Annotated in this window: 16 protein-coding genes and 1 pseudogene; 8 read left to right on the top strand and 9 right to left on the bottom strand. The window is 53.1% G+C overall.

Annotated elements, in window-relative coordinates; genetic code table 11:
• Positions 1-23: 23 nt before the first annotated feature.
• The 3 genes from DV707_RS05705 (at position 24) to DV707_RS05695 (ending at position 2,301) form a co-directional block, all read left to right on the top strand.
• On the top strand, positions 24-539 hold the full coding sequence (locus tag DV707_RS05705) for a hypothetical protein (protein ID WP_103990189.1): 516 nt from the start codon (positions 24-26) through the stop codon (positions 537-539).
• Positions 540-544: 5 nt separating this feature from the next.
• Positions 545-1,462, top strand: a complete 918-nt coding sequence (locus tag DV707_RS05700) for a glycosyltransferase family 2 protein (RefSeq protein WP_103990190.1) — start codon at positions 545-547, stop codon at positions 1,460-1,462.
• Positions 1,463-1,734: 272 nt separating this feature from the next.
• Positions 1,735-2,301 carry a sulfatase-like hydrolase/transferase gene (locus DV707_RS05695; RefSeq protein ID WP_136361798.1) on the top strand — a complete coding sequence of 189 codons (567 nt, stop codon included), beginning with the start codon at positions 1,735-1,737 and terminating at the stop codon, positions 2,299-2,301.
• 32 nt (positions 2,302-2,333) lie between these two features.
• Here the strand turns inward: DV707_RS05695 and DV707_RS05690 are convergent, their stop codons facing one another.
• From DV707_RS05690 to DV707_RS05680, 3 genes are all read right to left on the bottom strand, one after another.
• On the bottom strand, positions 2,334-3,866 hold the full coding sequence (locus DV707_RS05690; protein ID WP_103990191.1) for a flippase: 1,533 nt from the start codon (positions 3,864-3,866) through the stop codon (positions 2,334-2,336).
• Between the two features lie 221 nt (positions 3,867-4,087).
• On the bottom strand, positions 4,088-4,918 hold the full coding sequence (locus DV707_RS05685; RefSeq protein WP_103990192.1) for an IS5 family transposase: 831 nt from the start codon (positions 4,916-4,918) through the stop codon (positions 4,088-4,090).
• A gap of 246 nt (positions 4,919-5,164) precedes the next feature.
• On the bottom strand, positions 5,165-6,070 hold the full coding sequence (locus tag DV707_RS05680) for a glycosyltransferase family 2 protein (protein WP_103990193.1): 906 nt from the start codon (positions 6,068-6,070) through the stop codon (positions 5,165-5,167).
• 496 nt (positions 6,071-6,566) lie between these two features.
• Here DV707_RS05680 and DV707_RS05675 point away from each other — a divergent pair, with 496 nt between their 5' ends.
• On the top strand, positions 6,567-7,556 hold the full coding sequence (locus DV707_RS05675) for an NAD-dependent epimerase/dehydratase family protein (protein WP_103990194.1): 990 nt from the start codon (positions 6,567-6,569) through the stop codon (positions 7,554-7,556).
• Positions 7,557-7,676: 120 nt separating this feature from the next.
• Here DV707_RS05675 and DV707_RS05670 read toward each other — a convergent pair whose 3' ends face one another.
• Together DV707_RS05670 and DV707_RS05665 are read right to left on the bottom strand one after the other, a co-directional pair.
• Complete coding sequence (locus DV707_RS05670) at positions 7,677-8,597, bottom strand: FkbM family methyltransferase (RefSeq protein ID WP_160113907.1); 921 nt, start codon at positions 8,595-8,597, stop codon at positions 7,677-7,679.
• Positions 8,598-8,615: 18 nt separating this feature from the next.
• The gene (locus tag DV707_RS05665) at positions 8,616-10,049 is read right to left on the bottom strand and encodes a sulfatase (RefSeq protein WP_103990196.1); all 1,434 of its coding nucleotides are present in this window, start codon (positions 10,047-10,049) and stop codon (positions 8,616-8,618) included.
• A 164-nt stretch (positions 10,050-10,213) separates the two neighbouring features.
• Here DV707_RS05665 and DV707_RS19285 point away from each other — a divergent pair, with 164 nt between their 5' ends.
• A complete protein-coding gene (locus tag DV707_RS19285) occupies positions 10,214-10,702 on the top strand; it encodes a sulfatase-like hydrolase/transferase (protein WP_103990197.1) in 489 nt (162 codons plus the stop codon).
• A gap of 2 nt (positions 10,703-10,704) precedes the next feature.
• Here DV707_RS19285 and DV707_RS05655 read toward each other — a convergent pair.
• Both DV707_RS05655 and DV707_RS05650 read right to left on the bottom strand, forming a co-directional pair.
• Positions 10,705-11,589, bottom strand: a pseudogene (locus tag DV707_RS05655) (IS1595 family transposase).
• Between the two features lie 190 nt (positions 11,590-11,779).
• On the bottom strand, positions 11,780-12,898 hold the full coding sequence (locus DV707_RS05650; protein ID WP_103990198.1) for a glycosyltransferase family 4 protein: 1,119 nt from the start codon (positions 12,896-12,898) through the stop codon (positions 11,780-11,782).
• 173 nt (positions 12,899-13,071) lie between these two features.
• On the opposite strand from DV707_RS05650, the gene DV707_RS05645 reads away from it, so the two are divergent.
• Together DV707_RS05645 and DV707_RS05640 are read left to right on the top strand one after the other, a co-directional pair.
• Positions 13,072-14,430 (top strand): sulfatase-like hydrolase/transferase, encoded by a 1,359-nt coding sequence (locus DV707_RS05645; protein ID WP_160113908.1) that lies wholly within the window; start codon positions 13,072-13,074, stop codon positions 14,428-14,430.
• Positions 14,431-14,437: 7 nt separating this feature from the next.
• The gene (locus DV707_RS05640) at positions 14,438-15,412 is read left to right on the top strand and encodes a glycosyltransferase family 4 protein (protein WP_103990200.1); all 975 of its coding nucleotides are present in this window, start codon (positions 14,438-14,440) and stop codon (positions 15,410-15,412) included.
• On the opposite strand, the gene DV707_RS05635 is transcribed toward DV707_RS05640, so the two are convergent.
• Both DV707_RS05635 and DV707_RS05630 read right to left on the bottom strand, forming a co-directional pair.
• Positions 15,405-15,830, bottom strand: coding sequence for a DUF1616 domain-containing protein (locus DV707_RS05635; RefSeq protein ID WP_160113909.1), 426 nt, complete (start codon positions 15,828-15,830; stop codon positions 15,405-15,407). The genes DV707_RS05640 and DV707_RS05635 overlap by 8 nt on opposite strands.
• Positions 15,831-16,124: 294 nt before the next feature.
• Complete coding sequence (locus DV707_RS05630) at positions 16,125-16,466, bottom strand: hypothetical protein (protein WP_103990202.1); 342 nt, start codon at positions 16,464-16,466, stop codon at positions 16,125-16,127.
• Between the two features lie 827 nt (positions 16,467-17,293).
• On the opposite strand from DV707_RS05630, the gene DV707_RS05625 reads away from it, so the two are divergent.
• Positions 17,294-18,433: a glycosyltransferase family 4 protein gene (locus DV707_RS05625; protein WP_103990203.1), complete on the top strand. Its 1,140-nt coding sequence runs from the start codon at positions 17,294-17,296 to the stop codon at positions 18,431-18,433.
• Positions 18,434-18,624: the final 191 nt, after the last annotated feature.

Below are 18,624 nucleotides of genomic sequence, written 5' to 3'. Positions count from 1 at the left end.
GATTGATCTACTATTCAAATAAAATGGCTGAACACTCCAATATCGTTCTTGTAACCATCGACAGCCTTCGGGCAGACAAGACTGGCTTGAGTACTGGAGATAGTTTCACGCCGAACTGGCGGTGGTTCACCAAACAGAAGCAACGCCCCGGCGAGTCATTCAACGACGTACTCAACCGCCTCCGCGAGCAGCGCGGCGATGTCGACGCCGAACCAGAGGAGAGCGGCGAGGCGATCGCCGAGATCGAGTCGGCGGACGTGCCCGACGACCTCGACTTTCTCGGTTCCGGGGAGACCTACGAGCGCCGTCGACGGGCGATTGCCTGGCTGTACGCCTATCTTCAATGCGAGGGTTCCGCCACCCGCGCCGACTTCCTCGAGCTGGTCGACCCCGACGACATCGACTACGCCACCGGCGCCTCGTTCTGGTCGAACTGTGTGAAGGGGCGGGACAGCCTCTCAGCCCTCGAGGGCGTCCAGCCGCCCGGCGAGGGTGAACACACGTGGCGATATAACAGCCAATCACAAAGTGTGAGGTGACAGAGATGATATCCAGAATTTCGGTTATCATCCCAACATTTAGACGGAATGAATCACTCGAAGGAGCCCTAGAGAGTGTTAAAAACCAAACAGTCTCAGAAGAGAATGTCGAAATATTCGTCGTAGACGGTGCTGATGGGAACGCACAACATATTGCTGAAGATTTCGGAGCCACCTATCTCTCACCAACCCCAGATCCCGGTATCGCAGGGTGCCGTCAACTCGGAATTGACGAGGCTGATGGCAAGTATATCCACTTCTTAGATGACGATGATACGCTAACAGAATCTGCTATCGAATCGCAAGTTGAGGCTGCAGAAGAAACTGGAGCAGAAGTCGTATATGGAGCAATCCAGTGGCCAGACGGACGTATACTTCAACCTAACCCTGAGGTACAGGAAGATGTACTGCCGCAAGCACTTGCATTCGAGATGGCACCGTGTATCCCATCAACTATGCTAATTTCGGCAGAAGCCCTGAAGAGGATACCTAGGATGGAGACACTCCCAAGCGATGATATAGCAGTCAATATCGAATTGGCACAATTTGCAGAATATAAATTCGTGAATGAGGTTGTTGCTAAACGGCAGCCGGGAGAGGCAGGAGTAGGAGGGGAAAAAGAGATCGTGGAGAACCGCCGAAAAACAATCACAGAGTACCGCGACCTCTATCAAGAACATCCAGAAGCGTATCGCCGTGCTACAGCCGCAACGAACCTTTTAGCAGCACAAGCAGAGTTCCGAGACCACATATGGTCACTGCGAGCAATCTGGTACGGCCTATGTGCAGCGCAAAACTCACCGTCAATTGCAACAACCGGATACGCGATTGCGGCGTTCTTCGGCAGGCCCGGACGCGATATGGCTCGTCAGATATACTCGAAATACATCCTTGACGAAACAAATGAGGGGAAAATCTGGTGAAACGCAGCTGAAGAAACCATCTAGACACCATTCGACCGCCGCGTTGCGGGCAGGATCGAATCGCTCAACCCTGAAGATCATATCAGTCAGACTTATCTTCGTGGTTGAACGACGCTTCAGAACCCTACTTCCTCTGGATATTCCTTCTCGAACCGCACACCCCGTACTTACCGCACGCAGAACATCGGCGAAGCAGCTGGCTTCGGATGGTCACGAACAACGTTCGCTACTGATCCGGGACTGATGGTCCGCTATCTCCAGATCCCACGGCGATGATGGAACTATACGAGGACGCAATCGAGGACGCGGACGAATTTATCGGTTGGCTGTCTGAGACCGTGTCGTCAGACACGTCGTTGATCGTCCACTCAGATCACGGAGAGGGATTCGGTCCATTGGATCACGGCGAGTGGGGACATCAGGGGACGTTTTTCGAGGAGAACGTTCACGTTCCGCTCGTCGTAAGAGATGCTGATGCCAGTGACGAGATCACGGGTCCCGTCTCACTCACCTCAATCTATGACATAATCGTGAGTATCGCGAAGGATGACTTCGACCCAACGGATCATGAATCGAGGTACACACTCAGTCGTACGTTCCGGCCGAATCAGATAGCGGTCCGAACTACTGAGAGGAAGTACTGGTCAACAGTCGATTCTGAAAGGTCAAAGAATGGTACAGAATACGTACTTAGTTCTGAAAGAGATCAAGAGACAGAAAATACTACGAATTTCACGGAACTAGCCGAACAAATAATTTCGTCACGGCTGTCGCATGAAGCTGAAATACAGCGTGTGCGGGGGGCAGCAGGTACCGTCAGTGCTTCTTCACAAATCTAACCTATGAAACCCAGCCCCTCTTTTCAATTCGGTTATCTGAAAGAGCTCACCACATCTCTAACAACCTCAAGATCATATCCCGTTTGATCTTCGACTTGAGTTAGTAATTTCTCATCTTCGGGTTCGGGTGCGAGAATTGCGATAATCGGCAAGTACGCTATGCCGACTAGTCCCACTGTCAAGTACGTTGGAAGGCCAAGTAGCCAAAGAGTTCCGTATCCAACTGTGCTAACGACCCCAATTGCAGCTACCGGAGATAGAACACTCCTAGTGAACGGATGAAGTCCGAACCGACGGTAGAGAATTGCCACTCCCAGTGCGTCGCCAATGATTGTGCTGATTGTCATCCCGATCGCGGCACCTTCGAACCCAATAACTGGGATGAGGATGAAATTGATCGCTACGTTTACCGCCGTCTCGCAGAATACGATATACGAGACGACTCGGTTCTTTCCAAGTGCGATGAGAGCGCTGCTGTTCAGTCCCATAATAATAGTGATGAATTTACCGGCAAGAAGAATTCGCAATGCTAACGTACCACGGGTGTACGACTCACCGAAGAACAGCCCGATAACCAATCGAGGGGCGAAAAAGAGAACGATGAATACGGGTATAATGAGAACGACCATCCACTTTGTGACAACCTGATACGTACGGAGCATCTCAGTATTCTGTCCGCGCTGCTGGAGACGGGTCAGCATAGGCGGAAGGAGAAACCCCGTAGTACCAAGAATAGAATTGACGATATTCCCCAGCTGAAGTGAGATATTGTAAACACCCAGTGAAGATGAGTTCATAAAGTACCCGACCATATAGACATCCACGTTCGAATTGAGAAATCCCATACCCTGGACCGCGATCAAAGGTAGTGAGAACGCAAGTACCGAACGATACATTGGGTTCGGTGAAACGTCGAACGACGGCAACGACCGTCGTGCCATATAGAATGCGGCAAGAGCAGCTAACACGATAGCTGCGATTTGTCCACTAATTGCACCGACCGCGTTGAACCCTGCGAGGAGAAGGCCCCCAACGAACAGCAGACGCGCCGCGGGCTGGAAAATCTGCCGTACGTATGCCTGCACTCGAGCGTCACGAGCTCCACGCGCTAGCGACACTGCAACGCTGCTCGTCGTGATGAACGGAATCGCAATCGAACCGATACGGAACAGTGGAATGAGTGATGCATCGTCGAAGACCACGCGTGCAATAGTAGGTGCAGCGAGAAATAGGACAATCGCGGTGACGAGCCCTGAAGTTACTGTTATAACTGTGCTTGCACGAACGACACCATGGGCCTCGGCAGGATCATCCTCGTGATGTGGATACTCTCGCATGACGCCGTCGTCGAGGCCAAGTTTAGCGACGAGTCCGGCGATGTTCACGACGGCTAACGCTAAAACGACATTCCCGTAGGCTGCCTCCGTCAAGAGACGAGCCATCGCGATCTGCGTAAAAAACCCGAATCCTAACGCAAGAACCTTGCCAGCGGAGACGAGCGCGCCACCCGAGAGGACTGTGGCAAGCGAATCACCTGTAGATTGTTCGTCTCTGTTTTCAGTCATTATCAGAAGATATTTTTCCGGGATTTAGGTAGTGTTGTTTCATTCTTGATGACTTGATTTCTGATGATGTTCCTGTATTGCTAGAAAACATTGATGCAACGAAGGCAGCTATCACGGCAGATCAAGGCCACGCATTTTGTAAGCGGTTCCTGTGGGATCATCGGACTGGTCTTCAACATCCTGTTGTACGGCTGTGTTGAATCGCCATACTGCGGTGGAATTCACTGTTTCACGGCTCGCTTGATGTTATAGACGACACACATCAGAGCGATTTCTCGAAACTCACGGAACCAGGAACGCGCTCGCACGGCGAAGCCGAGCGAGCGCTTGATTGCCGAGTTCACGGTTTCTGTCATAGAGCGCTGGTTGTAGCGTTGGTTGTCGATTCTGGCGTTGTGAGCGTGATCGTAGGGAGCGAAGATACGGTGCTTGATGAGCGGTCTGACGCCGATTTCGCGCAGAGCGCCACGAAGAGATTGCTTGTCATAGCCTTTATCGGCGGCGAGAGACCGCAGATCGCCCGCATTCCGGCGGGCGATCTGCTCAGCGAGGTCTGCGTCACTTCCGTCCCGAGTCGTCGAGCAGTGAACGTCAAGGACTGCTTGAGACGCTGTATCGACGAGCTTCGTGACTTTCAGTTTTTGCACGCGGTAGTTTATTCGGTGGCAGTAATGGCGGCTCGCTGCTGAGCGTTCGTAGAATGTGGCGTCGATAGCAGCGTGTTTCGAAGGATCGTGCAGCTGCGCCGACTGGCGCAGCAGCACTCGGCAGACGTTCATACTGATCCGATCGAATGCCTTACACAACGTGGACGGCGAAGGGAGATCGGCTGCGCTGAGGCCGATCTCCCGGGTTATTTGTGGCATCTCCTTCAGCAGATCAATCGTCATTCGGTACGACGTATCAAAATAAATCCGTAGACAATGGAGAGAAATGAGAGCAGAATCGGAGAATCCGCCGCCACCTTGCGGGGCGGCGGATTCGTCCTCATCACCAGCAACTCTTTGAGCAATCGAGACAATCTCACTAGTGAAGCGGGAGATTTGGGTCATAGACAACTGAAGTCTCCCGCTTCAACTCCTTCGATTTAGCGACCCATCCCGACGCTGTCTAGTGATTCAACAGAGCCGTTGTACATAAGGTTCCTTGGATTGAGACAACCGCGGAAGGCCCTGGGGAATTGATGCCTGCTGAACACAAGTCCGTTAAACAGTCTGAAAAAGAGTAGAAGAGCAACTTCGGGCACTCGGCCATCGTTAGTTCCATTGTATGCGTGAGAAAATAACAGTAATGAAAATCTACCTACTTGTGTAAAAATCAAAGCACTTTTCCGAGATATCAATACCGGGTGATCCAAAAATCGAGGCGAGGAATCGACCGACTGAGACTGTATCAGTATTGGGATCCGTCCGGATCTCCCGCCAGAAGCAAGCTATCGCATGCCGTGACCAGATACTATGATTAAGATAGACGAGCCCTTGGAATCGCGATACATTTGCTATAGCTTCTTGACGAACTCTCTCGGGATAGTTTTCATATAAATCTTCATAGTCGTTAAGCATTCGTTCTCGTGCATCAATGGCTGCCAGCGATGTGGCCTGTGTACCAAATTCTACGCGGCGTTTCACGAGTGGTTCATTCACGAAGTCGAATTTAGTAATCTGAGCAAGTTCGATACGGAGTGGGATGTCAGTTCCTGCCTGATAATCTGGGAGAGGTGAGATGCGATCTAAACACTTTCGCTCCATCAACAGAGTTGATGTTTGAGCCGGAGAAAAATTAATCTGTAACATAAGTTCCTCGACATCACCACGAGCATTTTCTGGAGGAAGATTCACGAACCCATCCTGACGTTCAACACCACAATACGCAACTCCAGTGTCTGGCTGATCCCTAAGAATCTTCACTTGCTCCGATATTTTTTGTTCCTTAAGTATATCGTCGTCATCAAGGAATTGAATATAGTCCCCTGAAGCCACTCTGAGGCCGGTTTGCCAACCCGATACCTGTCCCATATTTTCTTTATGAGCGACGTATTGGACATCATATTTTTGTACTACTGGCTCGGCGTAGCGCTCCCCCGAATCATCTATGACTATAACTTCAATTGGCTGATATTCTTGATTCAACGCACTTTTAATTGCGTTCTGGAGTGGTTTATTACGATAGTGCGTTGTAATGATGATAGATACCAGTTCTTCCATGGTTGTTCTCTTGGATGTTACTGCACTATCAGGATATTAATTTTCCGTCTCTGTTGAGATCCTCATAACAATCTGCCGTTTCATCGTAAGGGTCTGTCTTAGGTGGAGAGTCTGGCGTGGAAACTGGGGTATGCACATTTGAGAGATCACGTCTGGTCCTTTTCAGCTATACGGTCTTTCTCACGAGCATTTCATATTCACCCCGGAGTGAGCGGGGAATATCTAGAGTTATTGATAGCCCCAATATTTGGGAAGCCTGGATTCTTCATAGGGAGCTTGGTCAAGTCAGTAATCACACGCGAAAATTAATTTTGGATCACTATCTGTTCGCGCATGCGCTCCATCTCTTCTCTCAGTCTCGTCATCATTTTAAGAGCGACGCTATCTCTTCGCTTTATGCGGATTCTACAGGGCAGTCTGATTCAATTTGCCACCTAGTATACTTAATGGCATGAATCCAATAGCTCTTTTAGAACCGCTGAGAACAGGATGGGTAATGCAAATACTCGTCACGGGTGGTGCTGGCTTCATCGGCGGTCATCTCGTCGAGCAATTCCTTAGAGACGGCCACGATGTTACGGTTCTTGATGTGATGCACCCTTACTATGATCTCAAGATTAAGGAACACACGCTGGATGTCCACCAATCAATTGCCGAGGCTGAAGGGTGTACCTATGCGTTTGTCGAAGGTGATGTTCGGAATAGTAATTTAGTTGACGACCTCGTCAGTAAAACAGACATCGTCTTCCACCAAGCAGCGCGTGCTGGTGTCCGCGACAGCGTTGCGGAGCCACGAGTGTACGATGAGGTGAATGTTGATGGTACACTAAATATTCTAGATGCGGCCCGCGAAACAGATATTGAGCGGATTGTAGTGGCATCTTCTTCGTCGGTATACGGTGGGCGTGGTGAGTATGTTCCGTTCGAAGAAACTGATCCGACACTCCCTGTGAGCCCTTACGGGGCATCGAAACTTGCTGCCGAGCGTTACGCAGCCGCCTATCACGAGGTATACGACATTTCGACGGTATCGCTACGATATTTCACGGTGTACGGCCCGCGGATGCGACCGAATATGGCTATTTCGAACTTCGTATCCCGATGTATGAACGGGGAATCACCGGTAGTATACGGGGATGGGACGCAAACACGCGACTTCACGTACATCGAAGATATTGTTGACGCGAATCTGACGCTGTTAGAGTCAGACGAAGCAGATGGAGAGGTCCTAAATATTGGTTCATCAGATAATATTGAGATTCGGGCGCTAGCTACGGAAGTCCGTGATCAGTTGGCTCCAGAGTTAGAGTTAGAGTATGCTGAACGATACGACGCTGATGCTGAACATACTCACGCAGCTGTATCGAAGGCTGATGAACTCATAGGCTACAGTCCAGAATATACAATTCGTGAGGGGGTCAAGAAATTTGTCGATTGGTACAGAGAGAACCAAGAGTGGTACGAGCCATTGGTTCGAAAATCATAACCAAGCGTTCTTGACTTTGCGTAGAATGAGAGACCACTATTGAATATGAAACAGGTATTTTGAATCGACAAAATGGAAATCTAATTGAGCGGTTTTGTCAGAGTGTATGTACTTCTGCCGTCATTTACTAGATTCTTGTTTTGCGAAGACAATTTCTGAACCCCATTCAGGAGCTTCCTCATTAATTCGCCAATCATAATTGTAGGACTCAAGAATAGCACCCACTTCATCAATAACACCACTACCGTCTCGTTCAGCACTAGCATCTACTGCGATTTTCTCAATCTCGATCTCATCTGCGAGTGCTGCTTCTAGAATCTCCATTTCGACCCCCTCAGCTTCGATTTTAAGATAGTCAATATGCTCAATTCCAAGGTTTTTGACAATATTTGGTACAGTATCAGCATCAACAGTAAAAGAGCTATTTGAATCGCGCTGATCGGGTTGGAGAACAGAATTCTCGTTCGGGAGCGACGACTGGTTAATTTCCAATTCTGTTTTTTTTGTCCATGCTGCTTTCGGCACAGTAATAACATTTGAATATGATTGTGTATTATATTTTAGCTCATCACTTACTGCAGCCATCGGGTCAATCGAAATGAAGATGCTTGATGTTTCAGCAAAGCAGAAAGATAGCGTACCAATATATGCACCGACATCAACTATTATATCGTCTTGTTCAACTGTAACAAACCCATCAAACGAATATATATCTTCCATCAGTTTGGTGTGTTTAGGTGATCCATGTCGTGTATCTATAACACTTCTAGTTAGTACTAGAATCTGCCGTCCACGAGAAAAATCAGACAATTCGATTATCTGCCACCCCCCATCATGGAGTGGATAAGCAAGCGAACATTCATCAAGTAAAATGTGAATCTCTTCTAGCACTATAATAGGGAACAAGAAAACATATCGTGAATTGTTTTGCGGTATATCTACCCATTCTCTATACTTATCTGATAATATAGCTACTAACCTCTTTGTCTGCCCGTTTCGAATCATACCAACCGCCGTATATATCTTATTGAGGAGTTCCATTAGTGTCATGTGCTTGTATTATTCTTGCAGATAACCTATTTTTTCTAGTCTGTCTCGAACATTTTTGCTCAGTTCATTCTCACTATTTTCCAATAAGTTGAATCCAGCTTTGTGCTCCTGTAGTAAGTTCCGGAGTTCTTTTTTATTTGCCCCGACAATATGATATTCGTCGCTAATGGGGTAGTGAATAGCCTTTTCCGATTGAGATCGCCAAACGAGATGTTGTATTGGTGGTGGCAGATCATCCTTACTGACCCCGTAATCGTTTGTATAGTAATCATGTTTACTGATATCATAATAAGAGAAAGCCTCATCACGTGTCTCTTTAGTAAGATCAAATCCACTATTTTCCGGTATATCAGCATCAGCAAGCGATAAAACGGTCGGATAAATATCAACTAGAGAAACAGGCTTAGAGACTCGACCAGAAGAGATCTGACCCGTGGGGTCATGAATTAGTAACGGAACCCGAATGAGCGATTCGTCCATTGAGAAGTGATGTCCAAACACACCGTTTTCACCGAAGCTATCGCCATGGTCACCGAAAAGAATGAATACAGTGTCATCCCAGACACCAGCCGATTTTAAACTCTCTACCAATTTCTGTACGAGACTATCGCAGTATCGGATACCCCCTCGGTAGAGATTTCGGAACGTTTCAACTTCGCGCGCAGGGGGAGAGATCTCGTCGGCAACAGTCTTGAGACGGTTCGGTCTAGATCCATAGACACGGTTCTGCCAATACACTGCATTTTTTATCAGTGCTGGGGTTGAACGATCAGTAAACGCAGTCTGGTGAGGGTTTGGTGGTTTATACAGCCAATGTGCTTCATTAAGATGTAGGAACCAACAAAATGGCTCTGTGATATTTTTCACCTCATCTATTGCCGAATTCACATCTCGTTCTCCATCCGTATCCTTTCCAGTCAGGGATGTTTCTGAGGATCGCCACAAATTGTAGAGATCATAAGCCTCTCTTGCCCGAGACCCCTCATAATATGAATAGCTTTTTTTCACGGCTTCTTGAAGTCTTGGGGAGACAGATTTTATTCCATTTGAAACTTTTTTCTTAACTGTTTCTTCAGACTGACTAGAGGGCTGAGAACTCCAACTGGTGTCGAATCCCCGTAGGATATCTGCGGTATCTAGCCAACCGTTTGAATAAAACGCCTTAGTTGTATAATTAGCATCCTGTAATTGTTCTGCAAAAGTCGGATGATCACCTAACCCTTCGTTGCCGGTTAGAACACCATGTTCGGGTGGAAAGTGGCCGGTGAAAATCGAGGTATGGACAGGGAGTGTCCATATCGAGGGCGTGATTGCTGATTCGTAAACCATTGCATTGTTCGAGAGTTTGGATAAAAACGGTGTTGTCTCCTCGTCACTTTCAATAAATGAACAAAAGTCACCTCGAAGGCTATCAATAGAAACGCAGACTATATTCAGAGCCATCAGTCGTGTTCACCGGTCACGTTCTAAGTATTTAAATCCGACTGGATCTGACGGGTCGCACACAATCAAAAGGTAACTCCCTATTGAGCATCCCGTAACCGTGTCAATAGTCTCCTGTGGATGAGCAACTTATTAAATGATGAAGACACCTCTATCTACTAATAATGTCGACGATCATAATTACGGTTGATGCTCTCCGAGCCGACCATCTTTCTCAATATGGATACCGGCGAAATACTATGTCGGTTATAGATGATTGGTTGGCTAATGCAACCCAAGTGGATCCAACGATTGCAAACGGCCCACATACTGCGCAATCTCTTCCTTCTCTCTTGACTTCCCAGTATGTTCCTGGTGAGGCAGTTGAAGAATGTCCGACAATTGCAACACCAGTACAAAGCTTCGGATTGACTACGGCAGCATTCCATTCTAATACAACGATCTCGACGCGATATGACACAGTTGCAGATTTCGACCATTACGAGGACTTCACAACTGAAATGGATGAGGAAACTGATCATACTGTCCCGTCATCAACGCGTTCAAGGGTGTATTCTAAAATCGCTGATTCATTTGGCCCGATAATCGGGAAGAAGCCTGGAGTACGCCAATTGGCAGTAAACATTCATCGCTCTTGTGGAGCACATTGTTGATTTCAGAGAGTGGCTTTGATGGCGTGTTTGAGCGCTTTTCGTCCGGGTTTGCGATAGAGTTCTCGTCTGAGTTGGAACGCTCTAAGATACTGTGTGAGACGATCTTTTGAGATGCCTCGATGCGGCGAGAGCCACCGTCGCGCCAGCGACGCGTGGCTCTCGCACGTGTTCACGTGGACCGTGTCATCGGTGTACTCACCGTCTCTATGAACGACGTATTCACGGTCGAAATTCTCATCTTCCGCAAGGGGCTCGTACGCGCAAAATCCGTCGGTATAGACGGTGAGAGGCTCCTGCTGGCGGTCAGCCAGCAGGAGCCGAATCGTCGATTCATCTGCGGATTTCGCTGGCACGATGTATCGTTGCTCGGTGCCACGATCTACGAGAACGAAAACTGGCGGTTTGTCTTGGTGATACGTTCCGCGTCCACGTCGGGAGAGACCGCGAGAGCGCGACCAGCGGTCGCGCTCGCGGCCTTTGAGGCCGGCAGAGACGTAGAATTCGTCTATTTCGACCGGGCCAACGAGATTGAGTGACGGCGCGTCGAGTGCTTCGGTGAAGCGCTCGACACGCCTATGGATCGTTTTGTAGGTGACCTCGATTTCGCACTATAACTGCCTGAGGCTGGTGTTAAACCGGAGAAAGGCGTAGGTCGAAAACAGCCACTTGCGGAGCGCGATCTTCGAATGAGCGAAGATCGTGTCGGTTTTATCGTTGAATGTGCGGCCGCAATCCTTACAGAGATACCGCTGAAACTTCCCATAGCTGCCGTTTCTGACCGTTCGGTCAGAACGGCAGCGGGGACAAGTCACACCGTCACGCCAGCGAACCTGTTGGAGCAGGTCCGCTGCGACCGATTCCGACCCAAACGCATCTAGCGGAATCATCCGTGTCGGGCACCGCTGACGCGGTGCCCTTGTCCTCTTCGACTCCACAGCGACAGCTCGCCAGTATCAACAATCTCCTACAGAAGAGCGTTCCAACAGAAATATTTTCTAAGAATACTAGACAGAATTAAAATAATATAGAATATTTAATAGGAAATATTGATATAACATACCATTAATCTCTAATAAATTATTGTTTCGGTAAATTCTTGAACTGTATACGATAATTATCTTTTTCAAGTAATGTTCGAAGCCAGTTTTTGAATTTTCTAATCATTTTGTCCTCCACGAATGGTTTAGACCCCTTAATAGCCTGCTTGGACCACTGTTGTCGCACGTTATCGCTTTGCTCAAAGTATCTTATAACCCCATCTGCTAACGACTCGACGTTCAGTTCGACGACCATATCTGGCGACACCTCTCGAACGATAGGGTACGCTCCAGTAGTACGTGTGACGAGCGGGACGACGCCGGCACGCATCGCTTCCGTAACCGTCACACCGAAGGCATCAGCGCGCGCCGGGTGAACATACAATGATGCCTTCCCATACTCGTCGCCGAGATCATCCACGAACCCTCGAACCGTGACGCCGGGCGTTGATTCGTACTTCTCAGGATGACCACTACCAACAATGTGGAGTGTCGCATCCGGAATCTGCTCGCGAACCTGCGACCATGCCTCGACCAGTAGATCTACGCCCTTGTGGTCGCGACCTTCACAGACGGTGACCGCGTGATTGGATCCCAGATTCGGCGTAACTCCGTCTAGAGCCTCAACCATATCCGGCTGAACGTACGGGTACACGACCTCGACCGGCAGGCCGGGGGCGAACTGCTCGACAGTCGATTTGACTAGGTCGGACACGGCGAGTACACCGTCAACGTAACTTCGTATGAACCTCCGAATGAGTCTCTGGTCGAGGTATCGTTCTCCTCGGCGAAATACTGATTTCGGGAACGGATCGCTAGCGAAGTCGTAGCTCTCCAAGCCGAACACGCGGTGTGCAGCGAGGAGAATGATTGTCGCGTCTGGATACGCTCGCCGGATGAACGGAGCGGCGTATACTGCTTCCGCGTTCTCCAAAATATACACGTCGTACTCAGGAATGGCCAGCTGCCAAGCTTCCACGAGTGGTTTCGCGAACGTCCCAGCAAATGGGCCAATATCGACATCGGGCAAGAGAATCGGATCGGCATCGATGTGCTGCTGGAAGCCCCGGTGAGCCGGATGTCCGTAGTTCGCGCTTTCCTCGTTTACCGAGTGTCCCATCGCGGGGTATACCCAGCCGACGTTTAGTTCGACATCCATTGGTTTCTTTTTTAGATCGGCGTGAATCGATAGTAGTTCACGCTCCTCCTTGTGATTGAATGTAAACTGTGTATCAAATAGAAATGCTTTTCTATCCAATCGGATAGTTGGAACCGAGACGTTGCGATATCGGGGAATTTGTAAATGAGGTTAGCGCAACGGACGTGGTCCGAGTGAAGATAGGCATCGTTGTACTTGACACGCTACGCTACGATACTTTCTGTTCTGAGTGTACGGACCTCAACTCCGCCACTTCGTCGTTGAACGCATTTCATTCTACCTCACGATGGACTGCGCCTGCACACGCGTCTCTATTCACAGGTCTTTACCCGACTGAAACCGGTACCCATTCCGAAAACAGATATCTCACGACTGATCGTCCGACGCTGGCGGAACGGCTCTCCAACACCGGCTACCACACAGTCGCGTTTAGCAACAACGTCCACATCGATCCCTTCTTCAATTTCAGTCGTGGATTCGATGAGTTAGTCAGGGGACCGAATCTCAAAGGGCGACCCACCGGCTCCGACGACTTCGACTGGGACGAGCTATTTTCGACCATCGGTGACGGTCCGCTTCGCTACGCCCGTGCGGTCAAACGCGTCGTCGAAAGCGACGCCCCGACGCTCCGGACTCTTCGCACGGGTGTAGAGTTCCTCCGGTCGAACGTGGCAGACGACTCGAACACTCTCTCGTGGGCCCACGACGGGGCTGACGAACACCTGGAAAACCCACCGGATGATCTCTTTTTCTTCGCGAATCTGATGCCGGCACACTTCCCGTACGAACCACCCGAGGGCTACGCCGACGAGGAGCCACTCGACACGCAACCCTTCCACCTCACTCTCCGAAGGGATCCCGTCACAGACGAGGAACACGCCCGCCACTGGGAGAACTACAGGGGTGCGGCCCGCTACCTGAACGACGAACTCCCGAAACTGATCGATCGCGTCGACTGGGACGCGCTCTTCGTCATCTCCGATCACGGCGAAATGTTCGGCGAGCACGGCTTCCGCGGACACGAGTACGGCATCTGGCCCGAGCTCGTCCACGTCCCCGCCGTCGCGCTCGGCAATGAAGTCCCAGAGAGGGATATCGACGCCGTGACGAGCATCCTCGAGATCCACAAGACGATCCTCGATCTCGCCGGGATCGACACGGACGACTTCATCCGCGGACGCAACCTCTTCGAGGACGACTTCGACGACGACCGAGCCGTCTACGCCGAGAGCACGGGAGTCGGTCAGTACTCGCCCGACGCCACGGGTATCCTCGCCAACATCCCGGCCGAGTGGAATCGGGACCACTATATGCTCCGGACGAAGGACGCGATGTTCATCCACGACAAGGATGGCGATCGAGCGATCGATCCCGAGACGGGAGAACGGCTCCCGGAGCGCGTATCCGAGCTACGAAAACGAGTCGACGAAGTGCGGGAGAACCGCAGAGATTTCACGGGCGAAAGCGACGATTCGATAGACGAAATGCCGGACGAGATCGAAGACCGTTTGGAACACCTCGGATATAAGTGATTCATCGATGACCGATCCCCTCCGCGTTCACTTCTTCACTCTCACCGACACCAACGCCTCCGAACACATCTATATGTCCTCGCTCCGCGATGCCCTCACCGACCGCGACGTCGTCGCCGTCGACGACTGGCGCGAGGCCGACGTCGTCCACCTCTTCGAGGTGAACTTCTACTCCCGCGCGGCGCTCTCGGAGTTCGAATACCTCACGCTGTTCCGAATGCTCCGATCCGACACGCCCGTCGTCGTCTCCACCGACGACCTCTTCTTCCTCGATCGCCCGGAACTCACCGCCCGACCCGGACTCTACCCGCTCAATCACCTCACGCAAACGTGGCTCTTCGACAGCTGCGATCGAATCATCGCGATCTCCGAGAGCGTCAAAGCGGCGCTGAGGAAAGAGTTCCCGGAGTCGAAGATCGACGTCGTCCGCCACGGTGTCGACGCGCGATACCGCGCCGACGAGACCACACCGACGGACGACGAGCCCTTCGTGCTCCACGTCAGCCTCGCGGCGAAGCGCAAGAACCCCGCCGCGATCGTCGAAGCCGCGGAACGGCTCGATCGTCGATTCGTGATCGCCGGCAGCGGGTGGGACGAGCACATCCCGGACCGACCGGAAACGGAGAACGTCGAAATCAGGGGCTACGTCCCCGAGGACGAACTCGTCGACCTCTACGAGCGAGCCGCCGTGTTCTACTTCCCGACCCTCCACGAGGGGTTCGGCCTGCCGGTCCTCGAAGCGATGGCGGCCGGCTGTGCGGTCGTCGCCTCCGACGTCTACTCCGTTCCGGAGGTGGCCGGCGACGCCGCTATCCTGTGTGATCCGCACGATACGGACGCTCACGTCGAGGCCATCGAACGACTTCTCGAAGACGAAACCGAGCGTAAAGCACTCTCGACGAGAGCGCGAGAACGAGCGTGGGAGTTCTCCTGGGAGAGGGCCGCCGAAGAGACGATGAATATCTACCGAGATCTTACGTAACGTGCACCCACAACCGTAACGACCGATACGGCTCCCCCGACACCTCACCCCGGTACAACTCCAGCCGAAGCCGCTGCCGACCCGGCTCCTCGACGGTGAAGGACATCTCCCCCTCCCAGGTCTCCTCGTCTCCCAACCGCACTGGTCGCTCTCCGACCGTCTCGTTGTCCAGTTTCATCACCACCGTGTAGCTCACGGCCTCGTGTTCGTGGTTCGTCACGCCCACGATCACCGTCCCCGATTCGCCGACGGACAGGTTCGTCGGGTAGTCGGTCGCGCTCCCGTCCGGCCCCAGGATGTAGAACTCCGTGAATGGCTCCGTCACCGTGGGGGGATTCGCTGCGAAGAACACCACGCCGAAGAGCGACGCCAGGAGCGCCACGGCCAACACCCAGGTGACGGCTCGTTCCGTCGTCATCTCGTCCATCCGATAGTCGTATCTGACTGTCACCGGGGAAACGTTTTGCGGCCTCCGTCTATTCACCGGGACCGCGGCCGAGGCGTCTACCCGAGAGCCGCTCTTCGACCGGAAACGCGATCGCGGTCACGAGGGATATCGGCCTACTGCTCGTCCCCGAATACGCACAATCGAGAGACACCGCACGGCAGTCTACGGATCCCTGAGCGATCCTCACTGCGATGCTCTCGAGACGCAGCGGGAGCCGTTCGCCGGCGGTTCAGCGGACCCGCCCGCGGATCACCACATCGAGACTCAACTGATCGTCCAGTCGTTGTAGCGGTGATACCCGGCGACCGCCACGAGGAGTATGCCGAGCGCGATTCCAGCCTCCAGGTTGTTCCGTCCGGTCTCGATGCTGTCGATGAAGTGGTGAAACCAGAAGACGTTCACGTACACCGTCTGGTGGACGGCGCGCCAGGTACTCGCGACGCCCGTAATCCCGAACTCCCGAAACAGCCAGTGACCGTCCGGGACCAACCCCCAGAAGCCGCTGCAGAACATCAGGAGGAACTCCTGGGGGGTAGGGAGATCGACGCGCGTGAAAATCAGGAGCGCGATACTGATACCGACAGTGAAGTGTACCAGTGCCTGCATACGGGTGTGTTATCATCCGTTGGTTTATATTTCGAGTCGAAACGAGGCTCTCTCTGGAACGGCTATGGCTGATCACGCCCGTCTCGAGCCTAGAAGAGAAATGGATCCTGCGAGCACGAAGGAACGAAACCGTGAACAATCGCTCGAGTGCCCTCTCTCCATAGGCTTCCCATCTGAATAGTACCTACGTTAACGACCCGAAACCTAAATCGATAGCTCGCCGAGAGACTGTCGAGAGATATCGGGATGCACAACGTCGGCTCGACCGCGGTTTGGAAGGGAACGTGGAACTGTACGAGGCGTTCGCAGCGACGCCGAGCGAAACAGAGGCCGAGTGCATCTCTCGCGACTGGGGTCGCGGGCTTGTGTTTCGCTATCTGTGAGCAGGCGGCGCGCGGACTCCGCCGGCGACTCCCGCGGGATAGCGACCGCCTACCGGCCCGTGTGGACCGACCCCCGGCGACGCGGACCAGGGTAAAATGTCTCTAACTTAGCCCGTTCGGGTGGATGGTTCCGTCGTGCACGGCTGTGTGCGTGATATGCGACCGCTCACCCCCGCGGAGGCGATGGTCGCGATGCTCTTACTCGGCGGGTTGTTCCTCGCGATCGTCCTGATTACGATCCTTCACGCGTACCTGTCGTGGTGACCCGCTCCCCGACGGGTCAGCGCAGTGCCGCGCGTACCAGGAGGCGACATCCCTCGGTCGACCACTCTCGAATCGGCGCGTTCGATGCCGGCTCCGTTCCGAGGCCGGCGAGCAGACGCCGATCTACAGTCCGACGACACATCGAAAGACCATTGTCGCTGTCCATTACCACTCAAAACAATGCGCGTGGCCTTCGTGAGCAACGTCGTCTATCCTTGGGTGACCGGCGGTGCGGAAAAGCGCATCCACGAGATCGGCACCCGACTCACGAACAGGGGCCACGACGTCACGATCTACGGCCGCCACTTCTGGGACGGCCCCGAAGAGATCACCCACGAGGGCATCACCCTCCGTGCCGTCGCCCCCGAGGCCGAACTCTACGCCGGCGAGCGCCGCTCCATCACGGAGGCCCTCGACTTCGCCGTCCGAGCTGTCCCGCCGCTCCGCCGCCGGCTCCGAGAAGACGAACACGACGTCGTCGTCGCCAGCGTCTTTCCGTACTTCCCCGTCCTCGCCACCGAACTCGCGAGCCTCCGGACGGACACGCCGCTGGTCACGACCTGGCACGAGGTCTGGGGCGAATACTGGGAGGAGTACCTCGGCGCACTCGCCCCGTTCGGCAAACTGACCGAACACCTCACCGCCCGTACGCCACAGCACCCGATCGCGATCTCCGAGATCACCGCCGACCGACTCGCGGCCATCGGTCCCGACAGAGAACGGATCGACGTCGTCCCGAACGGTATCGACGTCGGACAGATCCGGAACGCCCCGCTGCCCGACCGGGGCTACGACGTGCTCTTCGCCGGCCGGCTCGTCGAACACAAGAACGTCGACCTCCTCCTCGACGCCTTCGACGCGGTCGCCGACGACCGCGACGTCACGCTCGGCGTCGTCGGCGACGGCCCCGAGCGCGACCGCCTCGAACGCGAGCGCGACGCACTCACCCACGCCGACCGCGTGGAGTTCCTCGGCTTCCTCGACGACTACGAGGACGTCCTCGGTCAGATGCGCGCCGCCGACGTCTTCGCCTCCCCCAGCACGAGGGAGGGCTTCGGGCTCACCTTCGCGGAGGCGATGGCCGCAGATTGCACCGTTATCGCGGCCGACCACCCCGACTCCGCGGCCGACGAAGTCGTCGGCGACGCCGGCTTTCTCGTCGATCCCACGGTCGAATCCCTCACGGAGACGCTCGACGCCGCCTTGGGAGGGAGACGACCGCCGACGGATCCCCTCAACCGCGCCCAGCAGTACGACTGGGATGCCGTCGCCGACCGGGCTGAGCGGGCCTACCAACGCGCCGTAGCGGGGTCGTGGTAGTCGGTCGCGGGACGCCGTGCGTCCCGGCCGGAGACGCACGCGAGAACGTCAACTAATTACGCCGTCCGTCACTCGGGAATTTTCAGGAAACTTATTTGACACGTCCTCTCGTACGATCCAACGACGCCCGTAGGCCCGACCAATGACCCGAGAGTGCCCGAACTGCGGCAACGACTCGACGATCATCGACA

Source organism: Halobellus limi, from assembly GCF_004799685.1.
Classification (GTDB): Archaea; Halobacteriota; Halobacteria; order Halobacteriales; family Haloferacaceae; genus Haloquadratum; species Haloquadratum limi.
Note: the sequence above shows the minus strand (reverse complement) of the source record. Positions and strands in the feature narration are given on the sequence as shown.

Bases quoted from the DNA above. Each gene is read 5' to 3' on its own strand.
- DV707_RS05630 (WP_103990202.1), bottom strand. From the start codon at position 16,466: ATGCAGGCACTGGTACACTTCACTGTCGGTATCAGTATCGCGCTCCTG.
- DV707_RS05650 (WP_103990198.1), bottom strand. From the start codon at position 12,898: ATGGATGTCGAACTAAACGTCGGCTGGGTATACCCCGCGATGGGACAC.
- DV707_RS05690 (WP_103990191.1), bottom strand. From the start codon at position 3,866: ATGACTGAAAACAGAGACGAACAATCTACAGGTGATTCGCTTGCCACA.
- DV707_RS05675 (WP_103990194.1), top strand. From the start codon at position 6,567: ATGCAAATACTCGTCACGGGTGGTGCTGGCTTCATCGGCGGTCATCTC.
- DV707_RS05695 (WP_136361798.1), top strand. From the start codon at position 1,735: ATGATGGAACTATACGAGGACGCAATCGAGGACGCGGACGAATTTATC.
- DV707_RS05705 (WP_103990189.1), top strand. From the start codon at position 24: ATGGCTGAACACTCCAATATCGTTCTTGTAACCATCGACAGCCTTCGG.
- DV707_RS05625 (WP_103990203.1), top strand. From the start codon at position 17,294: ATGCGCGTGGCCTTCGTGAGCAACGTCGTCTATCCTTGGGTGACCGGC.
- DV707_RS05665 (WP_103990196.1), bottom strand. From the start codon at position 10,049: ATGGCTCTGAATATAGTCTGCGTTTCTATTGATAGCCTTCGAGGTGAC.
- DV707_RS05680 (WP_103990193.1), bottom strand. From the start codon at position 6,070: ATGGAAGAACTGGTATCTATCATCATTACAACGCACTATCGTAATAAA.
- DV707_RS19285 (WP_103990197.1), top strand. From the start codon at position 10,214: ATGTCGACGATCATAATTACGGTTGATGCTCTCCGAGCCGACCATCTT.
- DV707_RS05635 (WP_160113909.1), bottom strand. From the start codon at position 15,830: ATGACGACGGAACGAGCCGTCACCTGGGTGTTGGCCGTGGCGCTCCTG.
- DV707_RS05670 (WP_160113907.1), bottom strand. From the start codon at position 8,597: ATGGAACTCCTCAATAAGATATATACGGCGGTTGGTATGATTCGAAAC.
- DV707_RS05685 (WP_103990192.1), bottom strand. From the start codon at position 4,918: ATGACCCAAATCTCCCGCTTCACTAGTGAGATTGTCTCGATTGCTCAA.
- DV707_RS05640 (WP_103990200.1), top strand. From the start codon at position 14,438: ATGACCGATCCCCTCCGCGTTCACTTCTTCACTCTCACCGACACCAAC.
- DV707_RS05700 (WP_103990190.1), top strand. From the start codon at position 545: ATGATATCCAGAATTTCGGTTATCATCCCAACATTTAGACGGAATGAA.